Origin of the sequence: Singulisphaera photorubra (genome assembly GCF_045290345.1) — a bacterium.
Taxonomy (GTDB): Bacteria; Planctomycetota; Planctomycetia; order Isosphaerales; family Isosphaeraceae; genus Singulisphaera.
The window spans coordinates 1,549,571-1,566,008 of the sequence record NZ_CP155447.1 but is presented as its reverse complement, the minus strand read 5'-3'; the positions used below and the strand labels follow the sequence as shown (position 1 = coordinate 1,566,008).

Below are 16,438 nucleotides of genomic sequence, written 5' to 3'. Positions count from 1 at the left end.
AAAGTCAGCGTCGTAAAAATGCGGGGGCCATGCCCCTGAACACTTCCGGCGTCTCCGAAGGACGGGCGGCCCCCGTCGGGAATCAGCCCGGCGGTCCGCCCGTTCGGCTTCAATCAGGCTGGACTCCCTCCCCTCTCCTGATCAATCCGGAAGAAGAGCATGGTCCTGGATGGACTTTCTACACAATTTCATCACAATGAATAACCGATGATCCCCCGGCAGCGCCTTGCCGACGCCCCAACGAGGGGGAAGCGGAAAAGAATCGCTCGCCCCCCAAGGCGAGGCCAACCAGTGCCCGATAACCCACTTCACGCACTCCGGCCTTGAAACACAGACCTGTCCAACGAACAATAAACGCTCGGGATTCGAAGTAAGAAGTGAAGCAGAAGACGAAGGACCACCGGCGCAACGCCGGCCCTTGAGGAGACGAGACAAAGAAACGAGATCAAACCCAAAGAGTGGGGCTGCCTTCCGCCGACGCGGGGGTCGCCCAATCCCTGACTTTCTTGGGAAGGGAATACCCGGGAGGGGCTCCATGACACGCGCACATCTCTCCGAGGTTCTAGCCGAGACCGCCCTGGTCACCTATAGCGCAGGCTTCTTGATCCTCTACGTCGCGATCAAGCTGTCGCATCTGCCCATCCTTCGCTGGCTGAATTTTTAAGCCGACCCTGCCCAAGCCGAGTGTCCCGGAACCCGCATCTGGTTGATCAGCGGGGAGCATCCCCGTGCGCGCCTGCCCCATGCAGGTAGGAAGGCGAGGGAAGCAAGGAATATGCGGGCTCCAGGTTCAGGAATGACCCAAGACCACGTGAAGACACGGCTCGCCGAGAACCGACCTCAATCAACAAGTAGGGAGACTTGCGCAAATTCGTTCGGAGGAACGGGGGTCGGCTCGGCGGCTTCCGAGGCCTTTTGTGCGTGGCGCGTGGGGTCGAACCTCGATTGATCGGTGGCGTGAAGGCTCACCACCGACCCAATGTCGCTTCTCTCGGAGTTGTGAGATGAGGGAGCTTCTCCGGGCTTTGCCCCGCCGCCTCCAGGGTGTCCGTCCCGCGCTGCGCCGTCGGTCGTTTCGGCCGGGGACCGAGTCGCTCGAGCAACGCCAGTTACTCGCGACAGACGTGCTGACGTATCATAATGACAACGCCCGCACCGGACAGAATCTGACCGAGGGGGTCCTCAACGCAGCCACCTTGAACCCCGGCTCGTTCGGCAAGCTCTTCAGCTACCAGGTCGACGGCGACATCTACGCCCAGCCCCTCTACAACACCGGGGTCTTGATCAACAGGACCTTGCATGACGTGGTCTACGTCGCGACGACGCACGGCAGCGTCTACGCCTTCGACGCGACCAACAACCTGGGTCCCAACGCCGGTCCGCTCTGGGCCAAGAGCCTGATCGCCCCGGAAGCGGGGGTCACCACGGTGACCGGCGCGGACCTCAACACGACCAACTTCACCGAACTGGGGATCATCGGAACGCCGGTCATCGATAAGGCGTCGGGGACGCTCTACGTCGATGTGATGACGAAGGTGAATACCACGTCGGGGCCGCTCATCGAGCACAGGCTGCACGCCCTCGACGTCTCCTCGGGCCAGGAGAAGTTCGGCGGACCGGTGATCGTGCAGGCCACGGTGCCCGGAACGGGCGACGGTGGCGACACCGTCTCCTTCAACGCGGCGAAACAGCTTCAGCGCTCGGCCCTCCTGCTGAATAACGGCGTGGTCTACGTCGCATTCGCCTCCTTCGACCGAGTCCCCTACCACGGCTGGCTGATGGCGTATAACGCCTCCAATCTCCAGCAGGTCGGCGCCTTCTGCGTCACGCCCAACAGCCGCCAGGGGAGCATCTGGATGAGCGGCGGCGGCCCTGCCGCCGACGCTTACGGAAACGTCTACGTCGCCACGGCCAACGGCAAGTTCTCCGCCGACACCGGAGGCTCTGACTACGGCGACAGCGTCCTCAGGCTGGTCACGGGGGGCAATGGGCTCCAGGTGGCCGACTACTACTCTCCCTCCAACCAGCACTTGCTCGACAGCCAGGACCAGGACCTCGGCTCGGGAGGCGTGGTCCTTCTGCCCAACCAGGCGGGAGGGCCGCTGCCGCTGATGATCGCCGCGGACAAGAACGGGACGATCTACCTCCTCAATCGCGACAACCTGGGGGGCTTCCACCCCGACTCTGACCAGATCGTCCACAAGACGCCGGCAGGCACCATCGGCCTCCTGAACGGCGACAGCAACCTCTGGCTCGGCGCTTACGACACCCCAGCCTATTTCAACAACCTTCTCTACTACGCCGCCCCCGGCGACTCCCTGAAGGCCTTCCCGGTCGCGGGGGGACAGCTCGCCGACACCCCCGTGAGCCTGTCAAACCACAAGTTTGCCTATCCCGGTTCGACTCCCAGCATCTCGGCCAACGGCGCATTCGGCGGGATCGTCTGGGTGCTCGAGAACAGCAAGACCTCGGCCATCCTCCGCGCCTACGATGCCTCGAACCTCGGGAACGAGATCTACAACAGCCTGATGTCCGGCACCCGCGACCAGTTCGGCCCAGGCGTGAAGTTCGCCACCCCGACGGTCGCCGACGGCAAAGTCTTCGTGGGCTCGCGGGGCCTGTTGACCGTCTTCGGCGACCTCCGCAGCGCCTACGTCAACGGCCAGCGCAACCTGCTCTCCCAGGGCTTCAAGAAGAACCAGGTCTACTTGATGCTCTCGTCGAGCCCCAACTTCGTCTGGCACCCAGCCACACCCGCGCTGACCAAACTGCTCGATAAGCAAGCGCAGAGCGGCTTCACAAAACAGAAGCCGCGCCGCGTGCCCGCTCATCCGATCGGACCGCGCCTCATCCCCCAGCGGCCCAACCGCCGGCGGGCCCAATAGAAGCGAGTTTGATCGCGGAATCTACGGTCCGGGCAACCAAACTCGGCCCGACCGAGACGATGGCACTCTGGTCTTCGCTCGCCTGGAAGGCGAGCGGGGAGTGTAAACTCCCTGTCTTCCGGCGAACGAAGAGTCCCGGCCACGTGGCGACAGTCCCTATTCTCCGCAGTTTGGTGCCCGGACCGATCAACCGACGGCCATCAGCTTCGCGACATGTCTGGCGATCATGTCGGTCTCGATGTTCACACGACCCCCCACCCGGACGCCTCCCAGGGTGGTCACGGCCAGCGTGTGCGGGATGAGCATGACCGAGAAGCCGTCGGGTTCGACCCCCACCAGGGTCAAGCTCACACCGTCCACCGCGATGGAACCTTTAGGGACCATCAAGGACGTCCAGCTCGGATCGATCCCGAAGGCGAGGAACTCCCACTCCCCTTCGGTCCTCCGCTCCCGAAGCACGGCCGTCGTGTCGATGTGCCCCTGGACGAAGTGCCCCCCGAGCCGGTCGCCGGCGCGGAGGGAACGCTCCAGGTTGATCCGATCGCCCGCGGCGGCTTCTCCCAGATTGGTCCGGAGCAAGGTTTCGGGCCCGGCCTGCATGACGAACCGTTCGCCCTCGGCCGCGACGACCGTCAGGCAGCAGCCGTTGAGCGCCACGCTCTCTCCCAGGACCATCGGCTCGACCAGACCGGGCCAGACCAGCGTCAGGCGGCGTCCCGGCCCTTCTTCGTCCACGCGCTCGATGGAACCGAGCACCTCGACCAGACCTGTAAACACAATCCGCTCCTGAGCTGGAAACCTGAGCCAGGGCCTCATTGCGGCCCCGTGAGAGGCGAACATGCCGTTCCCACACCTTGCCCCTTTGAGGTTATGGTAGCACAGACACGCGAACGTTAGAATCAGGCGAAAGCCTCGGCCATCCCGTGGTCGAGCGGCCCGTCTTCCTCTCGGTCCGAAACCTTGGACACCGGAGATCGAGTGCCATGACTCCTCTGAACCGACGCGACTTCCTCGCCCGGACAACCGTGGCAACGACGGCTCTGGCCGCCGCAACGGCTCCCGCCACGACAGCCCGGGCCGCCCGAGCCAATCTCCCCAAAAGCCCGACCGACAAGGTGACGCTGGGCAAGTCTGGCGTCCAGGTCTCGCTGATCGGCATGGGAACGGGCAGCCATGGCAACGGCCAGGCGAGTAACCAGACCAAGCTCGGGGTCAAAGAATTCACCCGGGTCGTCCGCCATGCCCTGGACCGCGGCATCTGCTTCTTCGACGTCGCCGACCAGTACGGCTCGCACGTCTACCTCCGCGAAGCCTTGAAGGGGGTGCCTCGCGAGTCGTACGTCATCCAGACCAAGACTCACGCGACCAAGGTTCCCGATTGCCGCAGCCACCTCGAACGCTACCGGATGGAGCTTGGGGTCGACTACATCGACATCGTCCTGCTGCACTGCATGACGAAGAAGGGCTGGCCCGCCGAGAACGAGGGGTCGATGGATTACCTCCGCGAAGCCAAGGAGCAGAAGATCATCCGCGCTCACGGCACGAGCTGCCACGGCATGGATCCGCTCCGGACAGCCGCCAAGGACCCGTTCGTCGAGATCGACCTGGCGCGGATCAACCCCGAAGGGCTGATCATGGACGACAAGAGGCCCGACGAAGTCGTCTCGCAGCTCGAAGAGATGCACAGCGCCGGCAAAGGGGTCGTCGGCATGAAAATCTTCGGCGAAGGGGCCATGAAGGAAGCCGAACGTCGGGATGCGTCGCTCCGCTTCGTCCTCGGCCTGGGTACCGTCGACGCCTTCATCATCGGCCTCGAGTCGACCGCCCAGATTGACGACCTCCTGACCCGCACCGCCGACGCCCTGGCGTTCGTCGCCAAGCAGGCCTGAGTCCAAAGGCGATGCGCCGCGATGACCATACCCCTGGCGGCTGGGCCGATTCCTCAGCAGCCAGCCAGGGGCCCACGCCCCTGGCAAAAATTTGCTCAGAGTCTGTCTCGTAAGTTCAGGGAAACCGAAAATTGAAGGCCGTTTGGGTGCCACGGGTTCCGTACTCGGAACCCGTGCGCGCCAGGCCAAGGCATTCCCGCATGGGTTCCGAGTACGGAACCGCATGGCACCCAGCAGATCATTCAAAAGCTCCCGTGGGATTCACCTTCTGGGACAGACTCTCAGAGGAAAATTCGGAGCCGCGGCCGCCCCTTCGCTCCGGGGCGGCCCCATTCCATTCACATCCCAGGGGACGGTTCTGATTTCGCTTTCGGGATGACGTCCCCGATGGCCGTCGGCTTGCGCTGCCAGAGCTTGTAATCCGCGGATTCCAGCCAGGTGTCATCGGCCATGATCTGCTCGAATCCCAGGGCTTCGAGGTTGGAATCTTTCAGGACGTTTTGCGAGAGATCGCTGACGTCGATGAGATAATCAGCCTCGAGCAGCTCCTTCCGGACATGGTCCGGCGGATCGACGGGATAGGCGCTGTTGACGAGATGGGTGTCGTACTCCGAGAAGATGTTCAACCCGAGGTAGCCGACGGCATAGAACGGAATCGTCGGGTCCTCGGGGCAGATCACCTTTCCGGGAAGCGTCTTGGCGAGTTCGACGACCTTCCAGTAAGCCTGATCGTGATTGGATCGGGCGACGAGCAACGGATGCCGGGTCGACAGTCGCGGGAACGCTGACAACAGCATGAGCAGGGCCACGAAGACCCCGAACATCAGGCGTGACGGCAGGCCCGCCGTGGCGTTGCTCTCCAGGGGCTTCAAGAGCCGAGGTAAGCGGAGCGCGCAGAAGGCCATGAGCGGAAAGAGCGCCGGGAGGAGGCTGTTGGCGACGCCGCCCGCCTTCGCCGACGTGATCGCGGCAAACGGGATCGAGACGGCGAGCACGGCCGCCAGCCAAGGCAGACGCGGATCTTTGCGAAACGAGGCCGCGTCGAACATCAAGAGCTCGCCGAGCAACACGAGGAACAGGGGCGTATCCAGCAGCAATTCCCAACCGTTCCTCACGGCGGGCAGCCAGCGGAGGTCGAACTTCCGCGGAATCACCATCATGTAGTAATAGACCGCCGGCGCGAAAACCTTGAGGCCGAAGATCACCCCGAGCATCATGGCGAACGGGAGGATCGACAGGAGACATTCCGAGAGTGTCGGCCTCCGCCCTCGCAAGACCAGGGCGACCGGTGCCACGACCGCGAAGCTTGCCGCCGTCTGCTTGAAGAAGAATCCGATCACGATCAACAAGGAACCGAGCACAACGAATTGCCAGCGCCTGGACTCTTGCCCGTAACCGATCGCGAGGACGCCCATGGCCGCAAACATCAGGGCCGTCATGTCGGGCCGGTTCTCGGCGAAATAATGGAACGAGCGAAAGTTCACTCCCAGAATGATCGCCCAGGCCAGCACAATGGTCCACCTGGGACGATCCCCTCCCATGGCCACCGCCAGGAGGGTCACGGTCACGAGCGCCGAGAGCAAGGAGATCAGGCGGCCAGCCACATTATTGGGCCCAACCCAGCGGAAGACCTCGCCTTGCGCGTACAGAGCCAACGCCCCATACACGTGCGTTGAGTGGCCGTCCGGAGAGGTGTCATAGACCGGCATCCCCTTGACGGCCCGCCAGGACTCCAGGATTTCGGTGGCTTCCCAGGGATTGCGCGGAGCTTCGGCTCGCACCAGACGCTGGAGATTCACGCCATTGATGAGGCAGATCAGCACCGCCGCTCCAAAGAGCGGGGCGAGACAGAGCCAACGCTTCCATGGAAATACGTCGTTGGATCCCCTGGAATGATCCGTCATTCAAACCTCTCCAACTCGATTCAATGGATGCGACTTAAGATTGAGAGCCGGAGAGAAGCGACGCGGAGTTCCGAACTCGCACCCTCCCCAAGCAGCGGTCGAGACCAAGTTGGAGGATGATCCTGAGCGCCGCGACGACCTCGAGCTTATTGATTTTCGAGACGCCCGAGCGGCGGTTCTCGAACAGGATGGGAGTCTCGCCAATTCGGCCGCCGGCTTGCCGGCACCAGAACAGGATCTCCTCCATGAAGGAGTAACCGCGCGACCGCACCAGGCCAAGGTCGAGCTGGGCGAGGGTCGAGACGCGGTAGCAACGGAAGGCGCCGCTGTTGTCTTTGGACTGGAGCCCGAGCAAGATCCGAGCGTACCAGTTGATCCCCGCGCTCATCAGCTTCCGTTTGAGCCCGAACTCCCCTTCGACCCCGCCCCCCGCGACGTAGCGCGACCCGATCATGATGTCGTTCTCGCTCATGCCGGCCAGGAGCGACGGGATGAATCGCGGTGGGTGACTGAAATCGGCATCGAGGTTCAGGAGGTAGTCGAACCCGTTCTCGATGGCGAATTGCATGGCGGCCAGGGTCGCCGTCCCCAACCCCAGTTTCTTCGGGCGGTGGATCACGTGAATATGGGGCTGACTCGCGCGCAACGCGTCGGCAACCTTGCCGGTTCCGTCGGGCGAGTTATCGTCGATGATCAAAAGCGACGCCTGTGGCGCATACTGCCGAATCGCTTCGGCGAGCGGAACCAGGTTATCCACTTCGTTATAGGTGGCGAGCGAAACCAGCAGGCGTTTCGGGGCTGAGGGCGACGTGGAAGCAGGGGTGCGGTGGGAGTCGATCATAGTCAGCCCATCCTTGAGCAATCAAAAAACTCAACTTGGTGCTCCTTCACGCCGTAATCTTTTATAGTCAACACGAACCAAAAGAGTCAAGTCAGCGAGCATCTCGGCCGACCCTTGCAAACCAAAACCGGCGATCTGAGGAAACAATCGGCGCGAGAGGGACGTATACCAGAAGCCGGGCACGTTACAATCAAACGGAAGAGGATGAGCGTGTGGGGCAACGTCATGGCGTGCAAGTGGGAGTGAAGGTCATGAAAAATCAATGGTTGACCCAGTTCAAGAAGGTGGTGCGGCCCCAGGACTACGTGGGTGACGACGAAGCCAAGAACGAGCAAGTCGTTCGCGAGGGGTTCCTGGCCAAGGCCAAGCGCTCGCTGAACCGGCTGCCCCTGGCGCACGAGACCGTCGCGCTCTACTTCTGTCTGCTCGATCCCAAGACCCCCCTCTGGGTCAAGGGGATCGTCGGAGCGGCCCTGGCCTACTTCATCCTCCCTCTGGACGCGATCCCCGACCTCGTCCCGCTGGCCGGCTTCAGCGACGACGCCGGTGTCCTGGCCGCCGCCTTGTCCGCCGTCTCGGCGCACATTACCGACGAGCACCGCGCTCGCGCCCGCGAGTGGATGGCGACGGAGAGCATTCCCCAAGGGGCCGTTCAGAGCTGAGCAAGAGCCCAACAACGCCCCTGCTCCTCCCTTCCCCTGTGGTCGAAGGGCCCTCCACTGGCCCTTCGAAGCGGCCGCTCGGCCCGCACCAGGCCGAGCGTGCCCGACTCCTCACTTCTTTTGACTTCGCCTTCCACCCGAGCCCAAACAGGGCTGCGGTCCGACCAGGTGGATGAGCCGAGACGGAACCACCCTCTTTCTCCCCCTCTCCGGCACTGATAGCTTCGCGGTTCGAAGGGCTACGCGTCGCGTTGTGCCACGGATCCAATGGCACGGCCCCTCTGAGCAGAGAACAAGGCCATGAGCAGCCAAAGGCTGTTCGATCGTCCAGGCAGTTCCCCTCATCAGGAGAATCGCATGAGTCGTCGCATCGACCGCCGTCGTTTCTTGCAGACGTCTTCCCTGGCGGGCTTCGGCATCCTGGTTCCCGGCGCCTTGGCGTTCGGGCAAAGTCGTTCCCCGAACGAGAAGCTCAACTTCGCCTGCATCGGCGTGGGTGGGAAGGGGTCCAGTGATACCGATCACGTGGCCGCCTTGGGAAACATCGTCGCCCTCTGCGACATTGACTCAGACCGGCTCGGCAAAAAGGCCGAGCGGCACTCCGAGGCAAAAACGTACAGCGACTTCCGCAAGCTGCTCGATGAGCTCGCTCCCAAGATCGACGCCGTGGTCGTGAGCACGCCCGACCACACCCACGCGGCCGCGGCCCTGATGGCGATGCGGTTGGGCAAGCACGTCTACTGCCAGAAGCCGCTGGCGCACTCCCCCTATGAGGCGCGCCTGATGCGTGAGACGGCGGCCGAGCGGAAGGTCGCCACCCAGATGGGCAACCAAGGGACCTCCCACCCCGGGTTCCGCGACGGCATCGAACTGATCCGCTCCGGCGTCGTCGGGCCGATCCGCGAGGTCCACGTCTGGACGAACCGGCCGTTTAAGTACTGGAAGCAGGCCCCCGACATCGTGGCACGGCCCACGGAGACCGTTTCGGTCCCTCCGCACGTGGCCTGGGACCTCTTCCTCGGCCCCGCCCCCGAACGCCCTTATAACCCGGTCTACCACCCCCACGACTGGCGAGGCTGGTGGGATTTCGGCACCGGCGCCATGGGCGACATGGCCTGCCACACGGCCAACCTGACCTTCATGGCGCTCAAGCTGGGTCTGCCCACCCGGGTCTCATCCACCAGCGGCGAGCTCAACCCCGAGACCTATCCCGCCTGGGCCACGATCACCTACGAATTCCCCGCGCGTGGCGACCTCCCGCCGGTCAAGCTCACCTGGTACGAAGGAGCCCGCGACGGGGCCCGTAACTTACCCCCCGCCACCTTGTTCCACGGAGAAACCCCCTCCGATAGCGGCTCGTTGCTCGTCGGCGAGAAGGGATCGATCTTCTCGCCCAGCGACTACGGCGCCGAGCAAAAGCTCCTGCCGGTCAAACAATTCGAATCCAAGCAGAACGAGCTCACCAAGGCGCAACGGCAGGATCGGAACAAGAACGCCGACCCCGCCCACAAGGCCGAGTGGGTCCGCGCCATCAAGGAAGGCGACCCCAAGATCGCCCTTTCCAACTTCGACTACTCCGGCCGGCTGACCGAAGCCATGCTCCTGGGCAACGTCTCCGTCCGCCTGGGCAAGCCCATCGAATACGACGCCGCCACCGGACAGGTCACCAACTGCCCCGAGGCCGCCCAATTCGTCCGCCCGGAATTCCGCCGGGGCTGGTCGATTTGAACCAGGAATTCCCCCTCTTCGATCGCCAACGCGATCGAGGAGGGGCCACTTCGCCATCTAACGATCACGCATTTTTATCACATAACCACTTCTCTATTTTCTAATTTCCCAATAAGGATTAAGTCCCATGGCCAAGCACCGGCTCGTCGTCCTGGGCGACAGCATGAGTCAGGGATTCATGAGCGGAGCCATCTTCGCAACGGAGCTCTCGTATCCGGCCCTGATCGCGGCGGAAATGGGACTCGATTCGACTCAATTTCGCATACCAAACTTTAAAGAATTCGGCGGACTGCCGGTGAATCTCGAGCATCTTCTCCGTTTACTGGAGACGGAGTACGGCCCCGATCTGAGCCGTTGGGAGGTGCTCGGAGCCCCTTTCCACATCCGGTCGTGGATGGATCAGATTGAGGATTACTGGGAGCGAGGCGGTGGCACGGAAGCGCGCCCGCAGACGGTCTATCACAATCTCGCTTGCTGGGGATTCAGTGTCGATGATGCCGTCCACCTCCGGGCGAGCCATTGCGTCGCCAAGCTCGAAAAACCCAGTAGCGATGATCCTCTCAATCAAGTCCCTGAAAATGCGTTTTACCGAACGGCTCTGACGGTGCTCAACCCGTCGCAGGACCGGGCCTTCGAGGAACGGACCGCGCTGGACTGCGTGCGAGCGCTTGCGGCCGATGGTGGGATCGAGAACCTGATCGTCAATCTGGGTGCGAACAACGCGTTAGGCACGATCACGGCGTTACGCGAGCCGCTTCTGACCCAAGCCGACATCCTGGCCGACCCGGTCGCAAACCGGGAAAAATACAATCTCTGGCACCCCGATCATTTCAACCATTTCTATGCGGAGCTGGTCGCCGGCATTGAGTCGGTTGGCGCCCAACACGTCTTCTTCGCGAACATTCCCCACGTGACTATCGCCCCGATTGCCCGGGGCGTCGGCACAACTCCGAACGATCGACTGGCAGCCGATCCCCGATATTTCAAATTCTACACACGTTTCTGGATCACGGACCAGGATTTTGACCCCGCCAAGCACAGTCATCTCACGGGCGAAAACGCCAAGGCAATTGACCAGACGATCGATCGGTACAACCAGACGATCGCCCACCACGTCGGCCTGCATGAGAACTGGCATCTGGTGGATGTGAACCGTAGCCTCAATCAGTTGGCGTACCGCCGCTATCGCGAGGTTGGGTTGGATGTTCCGGGCGGGAGGTACGTGTTCCCCACCGGCTGGAACGAGGCCCTTCAAGCGGCCGGCCTGACGGAGTTGACCAGCCATTACTTCAAGCTCGCCAACAGGCAACGGACTCACGGGGGGATCTTCAGCCTGGACGGCGTGCACCCGACGACGATGGGTTACGGCCTGTTGGCCCATGAATTCATCAAAGTCATGCGACAGGCCGGCGTTGAGTTCCGAACCCCGATCACTGGAGAGCCCCGACCAGACCCGGTCTTGATCGACTTTGCCCGGCTCTTGAAGCGCGACACGTTGGTTCACTCACCCCCTCAGACTCTCGACGATGTCATCTCGGTCGCCGAGTGGCTCGACGGCTGGATCCACCTCGGCTGGATCCTGGACACAATCCATGGAATCAACGGCGCCCGGCACTGATCGAGAGGATCTCATCCCCAACGTTCCCATCCGCCGTCCAGCCGAGGTGCCCCCACTTTTCCCGTTGCGGATAGTCGCCGCCCCTCGATAGGCTGCGGGTCTCGGTCGGAGCCGCGAACCTCAGCCAGAGGCGATGGGTCCGGAACGATTATTCCCCGTCGCTCCCTGACGGCCTCGTTGTCAGGGAGCCGAACGAGAGGCGTCGATGGGAGGGATTTCCGTGCCAGTGGACCGTCATCAGTTCGCGAGCGACAACTACGCCGGGGCTTGCCCGGAGGCCTGGCAGGCCATGGCCGAGGCGAATCAAGGGCACGCCCCCGCCTACGGCGACGATGACTGGACCGCCCGCGCATCGGGGCTCCTTCGAGAGCTGTTCGAGGTCGATTGCGAGGTTTTCTTCGTCTTCAACGGCACCGCCGCCAATGCCTTGGCCTTGGCCTCGCTCTGCCAGTCTTACCACGGCATCATCTGCCACGAGCTGGCGCACGTCGAGACCGACGAGTGTGGCGCTCCGGAGTTCTTCTCCAACGGGACCAAGCTCCTTCTCGCCCACGGCGAGGCCGGCCGGGTCCACCCGGACGCCGTCCACCAGCTCGTCACCAAGCGAAGCGATATCCACTATCCCAAGCCGCGCGTGCTGAGCCTGACGCAAGCCACCGAGGTCGGCACCGTCTACTCGGTCGCCCAGCTCGAGACCCTTCAGGAGATGGCCAAGCGCCACGGCCTGCGCGTTCACATGGACGGGGCCCGGTTCTCGAACGCCGTGGCGGCGGCGGGCGTCGCGCCCAAGGAACTGACCTGGAAGGTGGGGGTCGACGTCTTGTGCTTCGGCGGCACCAAGATCGGGATGGCGTTCGGCGAAGCCATCGTCTTCTTCAACCGCGAGCTGGCGCATGAGTTCGCCTACCGCTGCAAGCAGGCGGGGCAACTCGCCTCAAAAATGCGGTTCCTGGCCGCCCAGTGGGTCGGCATCCTGGAGTCGGGGGCCTGGCTCCGCAACGCGGAACAGGCCAATCGGTGCGCCTTGCTGCTGGAGTCACGCCTGCGCGAGATCCCCGGCCTGGAAATCCTCTGGGACTGTGAAGCGAACGCCGTCTTCGTCATGATCCCGGAAGCAATCCGCGACCGACTCCGGGCGAGAGGCTGGCGATTCTACACCTTCATCGGCGGAGGCGCCCGGCTGATGTGCTCGTGGGATACCACCGAAGCCGATGTCGACGCGATCGTTCACGACATCAAAGATCTCATGAATCCGCGCTGAACCAGGCGAGCGACACGGGTTCATTGAGAATCCGTGTCGCCAGGCCGATAGTCCAAGTTCACGGCTGGGCGTCGCGCCGCGCCAGCGGTTCCTTCCGGTCGACGATCGGCGGACACGTCGCGGCTAGCTCCCGGTTGAGCGGCACGAATTCCTTCCAGACCTCCGGCACATCCTCTTCATAAAAGATCGCATCGACCGGGCACTCAACTTTGCAGGCATCGCAATCGATGCATTCCTCCGGGTCAATATAGAGCATCTGCTCCCCTTCGCGAAAGCAGTCGCAAGGGCAGACGACAACACAATCCGTGTACTTGCAGCCGAAGCAGGGCTCAGTCACAACGTAGGCCATGATGGTCCACTCCCAAGATCGGGGGTTCGAGGATGTTCCCGCATCCAGGTCATGCCGTTTCCCGCGGAGGAGCGGCCAGAAAAGTGACGGAGCCGATCCACAAAACCAGGGCCACCTGCTGAGAACGGAACCCGCTCCAATGGAAAGGGATGATGCAAAGACCACCTGGACATCGCTCGTTCTGCTGGAACAATTCCGCAACGGCGATGATCGAGCCGCCGAGCCCCTTTTCGCTCGCTACTTCGAACGGCTGATCGCGCTGGCTCGGAGTTGCCTCTCTCCCCGCCTGGCCAGCCGGACCGATCCCGAAGACATCGTGCTGTCGGCCTATCGGAGCTTCTTTGTCGAAGCACGCGAGGGCCGCTACTCCCTCGAGCGGGGTGGCGATCTCTGGCGCCTTTTGGCGGCGATCACCAAGCATAAGCTGCTCCGGCAAGTCAGGCACCATCGGGCAGACCGCCGATCGGTCGACGTCGAAACCCCGTTCGATCCCAGCGAAGAAGGCCGGCACAGAGGCCACCAATACGAGCCCACACCGGAAGAGGCGGCCGCGCTGGCGGACGAGGTCGAACAGGTGCTCTCCCAACTGAGTCCTTTCGGAAGGCGCGTGCTGGAACTCCGGCTGCAAGGCTTGCAGCTTTCGGATATCGCGGAAGATACAGGCCGCTCGGAACGTTCGGTCCGGCGCTCACTCGCCCAGATCCGGGAGATCATGGCCGGACGACTCGCCGATGATTAACCCCGAATTTGAGTGTGCGTCCGGTGAACCCCTTCTTGCGGCCCATGCTACGATCGGTGCATGGCCGAAAGGGGGTGAACTATGGGCCGAGTGGCAGGATCGAGAAACGGGCGGGAGCCGTACTGGCGGCTGGTTCTGGCCCGGTGGAAGCGGAGTGGACTGTCGGTCCGGGCGTTCTGCCTGGCCGAGGGCGTGAGTGCGCCGTCGTTTTATTGGTGGCGGCGGGAACTCCAGCGGCGCGACCAGCCCAAGCCCGCGTTTCTTCCTGTGCATGTGCTCGCCGACAAGGCGGAGTCGCCCGCCGGGAGCATCGAGGTCGTGCTGGCCAATGGACGCTGCTTGCGGGTCGGGGCCGGGTTCGACCCTCAGACCCTCGTGCAAGTCGTTGAACTGCTCGAAGCCGGAGAACGGTCATGGTGAGCTTGTCTCCAACCGTCCGGATCTGGCTCGCGGCGCAGCCGGTCGATCTGCGAAAATCGTTCGACAGTTTGGCGGCCCTGGTCCGCGACGGGCTCCAGGGCGATCCGCTCTGGGAGACATCTTCGTCTTCCGCAACCGGGCCGCCGATCGCATCAAGCTCCTGATTTGGGAGGAGGACGGTACGCAATCTGGTACAAGCGATTGGAAGCCGGCACCTTTCGCTTTCCGCCGTCTCCGGAGGCTCAGCCCCGCGTCGAGGTCCGCGCCGCGGACCTCGTCATGCTCCTCGAAGGGATCGACCTCTCGAGCGTGAAACGCGGCAAACGCTATCACCGACCCGTCCCCAGAGCCACGGTGTGAGTCCCCGGCCGGCCGCCGCGTTTTTCCAAAGAATCATCGAATAATATAAGAACCTCATGCGTCTAAAAGTGCATGAGCGAAGACGCCCGCCCCATCACCTTTGAAACCCCTGCCGATCCCACGGCGACGTTGCCCAGTGATCCTGCCTTCCTCCAGCAGATGATCATCGAACTGCTCGCCGCCCTTCGCGAAACACGGCGTCAGAACGAGGAATTGCAACATCGCCTCGACCTCCTTTTGCGGCGGCTCTACGGCCCACGCACCGAACGCTTCGACCCCAATCAACCGCTGCTTATCCCCGACGCCTTCGAACCGCTGGCCCCGGAACCCGAACCCTCGGTCACCGGCGACGCGGTCGCACCCCGAGCCCGAGCCCGAGCCGGGTGCGGCCCCCGCGAAGAAGAATCGATCTCACGGCCGCAGGCCCTTGCCCAAGAACCTCCGCCGCGAGCCTCGGGTCTACGAATTGACCGAAGCCGAACGCCGCTGTCCGCAATGCGGCGAGACCCGAGCCCAGATCAGCGCAGAACGCAGCGAGCAACTCGACTATGTGCCGGCGACCTTGTTCGTGGTCGAGCACGTGCGCTGCACTTACGCCTGCCCGCACTGCGAAGGTCAAGTCGTCACCGCCGGCAAGCCAGCCCAGCCGATCCCCAAGGGTTTGCCTGGACCGGGACTACTAGCTCATGTGATCACGGAAAAGTATGCCGATCATATTCCACTCCATCGCCAGGAACGCCGCCTGGCCCGGCAAGGGGTGGAGCTGTCACGCTCAACCCTCTGCGACTGGATGGCCGGCGCCGCCCAAAGTCTCGAGCCGCTCTACGACCTGATGAAGACATTGGTCCTGTTGTGCGGCACGATTCACACCGACGACACGTCGGTGAAGCTGCGGGACTCGGAGCGAAAGATCAAGGCCTTGGCCCGGCTCTGGATCTACTTCGGCGATCATCTTTATCCTTACAATGTTTTTGATTTCACGAGGAGCCATAAGCGAGACGGTCCGAGTCTGTTTCTCAAGGGTTTTCGCGGTTATTTGCAGGCTGATGCCTTCAGCGGCTACGACGGCATCTACGCGGGCGGCAACGTCGTGGAGGTGGGTTGCAACGCCCACGCCCGCCGCAAGTTCGTCGAGGCGCAGAAGACGGACCTAACGAGAGCGAGTACGGCCCTGGCCTACTACCGCCAGCTCTACGCGATCGAGAAGCAGATCAAAGCAGAGCTCGCCAAGCTGCCTGAGGACGCCAACGAGCCGACACGGGCCGCGATTCGGCTACGGGTGCGCCAGGAGCGGGCGGTGCCAGTTTGGGAGAGCCTCGAGAAGTGGCTGAAGGAGGAGCGACCGCAGGTGCTCCCCAAGAGTCCGATGGGAGGGGCGATCGGTTACATGAAGAACCACTGGGAGGCGTTGAAACGGTACACCAGTTCGGGCTACCTGTCGATCGATAACAACGTAGCCGAGCAACATATGAAGACAATCGCGACTGGACGAAAAACTGGCTTTTCACTGGGAGTGAGACCGGCGGGAAGACCATGGCCGTGCTGTTCAGCGTAGTGTCGAGTTGCCAGCGTCACGGTCATGACCCGTTCGTCTACCTGCGCGACGTGCTATCCCGATTGCCGGTGCTTCCCAAAGAGAATCTGGCCGACCTTCTCCCTGACCGTTGGTCGCCTCCCCAAGCCGCCGATCCTGCGGCGACCCCAGAGGGTCCCATCGCCGACGGTTCCCCGAGCTGACAACGGCTCCCGCCGGCACTCGAAACGCGGCGCGCTCCCACCGCG

Annotated in this window: 18 protein-coding genes; 13 read left to right on the top strand and 5 right to left on the bottom strand. The window is 63.0% G+C overall.

Annotated features, from left to right (window positions below; translation table 11 throughout):
• Positions 1-535: 535 nt before the first annotated feature.
• Positions 536-664, top strand: a complete 129-nt coding sequence (locus V5E97_RS05920; RefSeq protein WP_406698368.1) for a hypothetical protein — start codon at positions 536-538, stop codon at positions 662-664.
• A 340-nt stretch (positions 665-1,004) separates the two neighbouring features.
• A complete protein-coding gene (locus V5E97_RS05915; RefSeq protein ID WP_406698367.1) occupies positions 1,005-2,885 on the top strand; it encodes a PQQ-binding-like beta-propeller repeat protein in 1,881 nt (626 codons plus the stop codon).
• A 186-nt stretch (positions 2,886-3,071) separates the two neighbouring features.
• Here the strand turns inward: V5E97_RS05915 and V5E97_RS05910 are convergent, their stop codons facing one another.
• Positions 3,072-3,662, bottom strand: coding sequence for a riboflavin synthase (locus V5E97_RS05910; RefSeq protein ID WP_406698366.1), 591 nt, complete (start codon positions 3,660-3,662; stop codon positions 3,072-3,074).
• A 206-nt stretch (positions 3,663-3,868) separates the two neighbouring features.
• Here V5E97_RS05910 and V5E97_RS05905 point away from each other — a divergent pair, with 206 nt between their 5' ends.
• The gene (locus tag V5E97_RS05905; RefSeq protein ID WP_406698365.1) at positions 3,869-4,774 is read left to right on the top strand and encodes an aldo/keto reductase; all 906 of its coding nucleotides are present in this window, start codon (positions 3,869-3,871) and stop codon (positions 4,772-4,774) included.
• 338 nt (positions 4,775-5,112) lie between these two features.
• Here V5E97_RS05905 and V5E97_RS05900 read toward each other — a convergent pair whose 3' ends face one another.
• Both V5E97_RS05900 and V5E97_RS05895 read right to left on the bottom strand, forming a co-directional pair.
• Positions 5,113-6,678: a hypothetical protein gene (locus tag V5E97_RS05900; protein ID WP_406698364.1), complete on the bottom strand. Its 1,566-nt coding sequence runs from the start codon at positions 6,676-6,678 to the stop codon at positions 5,113-5,115.
• Positions 6,679-6,712: 34 nt separating this feature from the next.
• Complete coding sequence (locus V5E97_RS05895) at positions 6,713-7,519, bottom strand: polyprenol monophosphomannose synthase (RefSeq protein ID WP_406698363.1); 807 nt, start codon at positions 7,517-7,519, stop codon at positions 6,713-6,715.
• A 251-nt stretch (positions 7,520-7,770) separates the two neighbouring features.
• Between V5E97_RS05895 and V5E97_RS05890 the strand changes: the two genes are divergently transcribed.
• The 4 genes from V5E97_RS05890 to V5E97_RS05875 all read left to right on the top strand — a co-directional run bounded on the left by V5E97_RS05890 (position 7,771) and on the right by V5E97_RS05875 (position 12,788).
• Positions 7,771-8,181, top strand: a complete 411-nt coding sequence (locus V5E97_RS05890) for a YkvA family protein (protein WP_406698362.1) — start codon at positions 7,771-7,773, stop codon at positions 8,179-8,181.
• 357 nt (positions 8,182-8,538) lie between these two features.
• Entirely contained in the window at positions 8,539-9,909 is a 1,371-nt protein-coding gene (locus V5E97_RS05885) for a Gfo/Idh/MocA family protein (protein ID WP_406698360.1), read from the top strand.
• A 127-nt stretch (positions 9,910-10,036) separates the two neighbouring features.
• Positions 10,037-11,527: a hypothetical protein gene (locus V5E97_RS05880; protein WP_406698359.1), complete on the top strand. Its 1,491-nt coding sequence runs from the start codon at positions 10,037-10,039 to the stop codon at positions 11,525-11,527.
• A 205-nt stretch (positions 11,528-11,732) separates the two neighbouring features.
• Positions 11,733-12,788 carry a threonine aldolase family protein gene (locus V5E97_RS05875; protein WP_406698358.1) on the top strand — a complete coding sequence of 352 codons (1,056 nt, stop codon included), beginning with the start codon at positions 11,733-11,735 and terminating at the stop codon, positions 12,786-12,788.
• A 58-nt stretch (positions 12,789-12,846) separates the two neighbouring features.
• Here the strand turns inward: V5E97_RS05875 and V5E97_RS05870 are convergent, their stop codons facing one another.
• On the bottom strand, positions 12,847-13,137 hold the full coding sequence (locus tag V5E97_RS05870) for a ferredoxin family protein (protein ID WP_406698357.1): 291 nt from the start codon (positions 13,135-13,137) through the stop codon (positions 12,847-12,849).
• A 139-nt stretch (positions 13,138-13,276) separates the two neighbouring features.
• Between V5E97_RS05870 and V5E97_RS05865 the strand changes: the two genes are divergently transcribed.
• From V5E97_RS05865 to tnpB (V5E97_RS05850), 4 genes are all read left to right on the top strand, one after another.
• Entirely contained in the window at positions 13,277-13,876 is a 600-nt protein-coding gene (locus V5E97_RS05865; protein WP_406698356.1) for an RNA polymerase sigma factor, read from the top strand.
• A gap of 81 nt (positions 13,877-13,957) precedes the next feature.
• Positions 13,958-14,296: an IS66 family insertion sequence element accessory protein TnpA gene (gene tnpA, locus V5E97_RS05860; protein WP_406694549.1), complete on the top strand. Its 339-nt coding sequence runs from the start codon at positions 13,958-13,960 to the stop codon at positions 14,294-14,296.
• Positions 14,290-14,460, top strand: coding sequence for an IS66 family insertion sequence element accessory protein TnpB (tnpB, locus tag V5E97_RS05855; protein ID WP_406698354.1), 171 nt, complete (start codon positions 14,290-14,292; stop codon positions 14,458-14,460). Before tnpA ends, tnpB (V5E97_RS05855) begins: the two co-directional genes overlap by 7 nt.
• 1 nt (position 14,461) lies before the next feature.
• Positions 14,462-14,656 (top strand): IS66 family insertion sequence element accessory protein TnpB, encoded by a 195-nt coding sequence (gene tnpB / locus V5E97_RS05850; protein ID WP_406698353.1) that lies wholly within the window; start codon positions 14,462-14,464, stop codon positions 14,654-14,656.
• A gap of 54 nt (positions 14,657-14,710) precedes the next feature.
• Here the strand turns inward: tnpB (V5E97_RS05850) and V5E97_RS05845 are convergent, their stop codons facing one another.
• A complete protein-coding gene (locus tag V5E97_RS05845; protein WP_406694551.1) occupies positions 14,711-14,878 on the bottom strand; it encodes a hypothetical protein in 168 nt (55 codons plus the stop codon).
• A 205-nt stretch (positions 14,879-15,083) separates the two neighbouring features.
• Here V5E97_RS05845 and tnpC point away from each other — a divergent pair, with 205 nt between their 5' ends.
• Positions 15,084-16,211, top strand: a complete 1,128-nt coding sequence (tnpC, locus tag V5E97_RS05840; RefSeq protein WP_406698352.1) for an IS66 family transposase — start codon at positions 15,084-15,086, stop codon at positions 16,209-16,211.
• The gene (locus tag V5E97_RS05835) at positions 16,190-16,393 is read left to right on the top strand and encodes a transposase domain-containing protein (RefSeq protein ID WP_406694555.1); all 204 of its coding nucleotides are present in this window, start codon (positions 16,190-16,192) and stop codon (positions 16,391-16,393) included. The genes tnpC and V5E97_RS05835 overlap by 22 nt, the downstream gene beginning before the upstream one ends.
• Positions 16,394-16,438 lie beyond the last annotated feature (45 nt).